The sequence below is a fragment of the Bacillota bacterium genome, assembly GCA_040754675.1.
In the GTDB taxonomy this organism is placed as follows: Bacteria; Bacillota; Limnochordia; order Limnochordales; family Geochordaceae; genus Geochorda.
The window spans coordinates 1-2,377 of the sequence record JBFMCJ010000597.1 but is presented as its reverse complement, the minus strand read 5'-3'; the positions used below and the strand labels follow the sequence as shown (position 1 = coordinate 2,377).

Below are 2,377 nucleotides of genomic sequence, written 5' to 3'. Positions count from 1 at the left end.
CGTTCGCGGCTAGCGGAGTTGGGTGTAGGCTGCGTTAGACTGGCCCAGGGCCGGGATGGGACAGACGAAACGTCCCGCTCGTTCATTGGCCCGTGGGGGTCGCTCCCGGCCGTCGATTCGCTGAGCTTGGCTTATGAAAGAATGAGAGATGTTCAGCGTCGTGCAGTCGAAGCCATGGTTCAGTACCAGGAGCGGGTCGATGAAGCCTGTTGGAATGCATATGGGGTGTCGGTAGCGGACCGGGCCGTGCTCGAGAGCGTGCCGAGCAGCAGCTACGAAGATCAAGCTACCGAAACAGGAGAAGAACCTGCAGAGCCAGCGAACGCGGGCGAGATTCCTACGAAGCATGAATGGGTCGCCGGACTGCTCTCGTATGCCTTGGGCTGCGCAGTGGGACGTTGGGACGTGCGCGTGGGGCGCGACACGCGTTTGGCCCCGATACTGCCCGATCCGTTTGACCCGCTACCGGTGTGCCCGCCGGGGATGCTGGTGGGGCCGGACGGGCTGCCGGCCAAGCCGGGGGGCATTGTTAGCGAAGAGTGGTTGCGTGCGCGGCCGGGTGCTATTCATCTGCCCCCTGAGGGGGTGGTGAAGAGGCCAACGATCAGCGATGACGAGTATCCAATCCGCATTGCGTGGAATGGCATCCTGGTGGACGAGGAGGGGCACCGGGATGACATAGTCGCGCGTGTACGCGAAGTGCTCGAGTACCTTTGGGGGGACCGTGCGCACGCCATAGAGCGGGAGGCGTGCGAGATCCTGGGTGTGGGCGACCTGAGGGAGTTCTTCCGCAGTCCCCGGGGGTTCTTCGATTTCCACATCAAGCGGTATTCCCGGAGCCGGCGGAAGGCGCCCATCTACTGGTATCTGTGTAGCAGGAACCGGCGGTACGGGGTCTGGCTCTACTATCATCGCCTGAGCCGGGACACGCTGTTCACCGTGCTGCATGATTACGTACAGCCGCGCCTCGACCGGGAGGAACAGTCACTTGAGGCCCTGATGATGCAGGCTAACGGTGGGCAGCGGGGCGGTGCAGCAAGTCGTTCTCTCCTGCGCAAGATCGACGAGCAGCGTGCTCTGTGCGAGGAGATCGGGGAGTTCCGTGACCGCCTGGTGGAGGTCCTGCGTCTCAAGGCGGAGGCGGCTTCGGGCTTGAAAGAGGTGGGGTACGAACCAGACCTGCACGACGGGGTATTGATCAATATCGCTCCTTTGCGGAAGCTTGTACCGTGGAGCGAGGCAAAGCGGACCTGGGAAGAGCTGGCTGCCGGTCGTTACGATTGGTCAACCATGGCCCGGCGGCTGTGGCCGGTTCGTTCGGCGACGGGCGCCGCATCGGTCAGCATCGACAGTGGGCGGGGGGCAGATGAATCGGAGCTGGAGCGGAGGGTGCTCCACGTGCTTCCCCCTGGGACTGCGCGATCCCGGACCGAGTTGCAGGAACTGACCGGGCTTGACAGTGGCGGACTGTCGCGGGTCCTGCGGGGCTTGACCGCCAGAGGAGTTGTGGGTACGGTGGGTAGGGGACGTGGTACACGTTACCTGCGGCAGTGATCGGGCTGGAGGAGACGAGAACATGGGCCGGGTAAGCGACCACGTGCGGAAGGTGATCGAGGAGAGGGTACGGCGGGCGGGGTTGACGGTGTGGTACGACCGGACCGGCACCTTCCGCGAGCTTGCCGAAACGTTACGTTGGCCCGGCCTGACCGTCCTTGCCTGGCAGGACTCCTGGCTGCGTCTGAGGCACGAAGCTGATCGCTGGTTGCTGGCCAACGCCCGGGACCTGGTCGGGGGGCAAAAGACGCTGCTCGTATATGTTCCCCGGGAGCGTCCGAGGGAGTACGACGATCTGTTGCTGCCGCTCTGGAAGGCAGGCTGTCGGTTCGGTGACGGGCCCGGCGAAGACCTGGCCGGGCTTGCGCGCGAGCCCCTCAGGGGGGTCCTCCCCGAGACGGAGATCAGGACGCTCCTTGAGAACCCTACCGTCACGCTGGCCGACCTCGACGCGGCTGCAGAAAGGCGCAGTGACGGTGGGTTGGTGGCGGTGATCTTCGGTGATGTCGGTCCGCACGAAGTGGCCGCGCGATTCCTGCTTGACGACGGTGCCTTGCAGGCAGTGATCGACCGGGAGGCCCTGGACGACATGCGCAGGTATGTCCGCGAACACTTCGGACTCGACGTGCCTGCCGCCGACGCCTTTGGCCTGAGACAGGCACTCGCGCGGTACGTCTTGCTGGGGGAGTTGCTGTACGATCTTGGCGAACACTCCGGACGAATCCGCGGAGCCCTGGGAAAGGTGCCCGTTCCGGAGCGTCCCCAGGACCTTGAGGCCTGTCGGACCGTCTGTCACTACATGCGGGACACCGGTTCTCTCGCC

The 2,377-nt window shown here is 64.6% G+C and carries 2 protein-coding genes; both read left to right on the top strand.

Going from position 1 to position 2,377, the window contains the following annotated elements; all coding sequences use genetic code 11:
* Nucleotides 1-588 precede the first annotated feature (588 nt).
* Complete coding sequence (locus AB1609_21380; protein ID MEW6048988.1) at nt 589-1,554, top strand: hypothetical protein; 966 nt, start codon at nt 589-591, stop codon at nt 1,552-1,554.
* A 22-nt stretch (nt 1,555-1,576) separates the two neighbouring features.
* Nucleotides 1,577-2,377: hypothetical protein (locus AB1609_21375; GenBank protein ID MEW6048987.1), on the top strand; the 801-nt coding region annotated here is incomplete at its 3' end.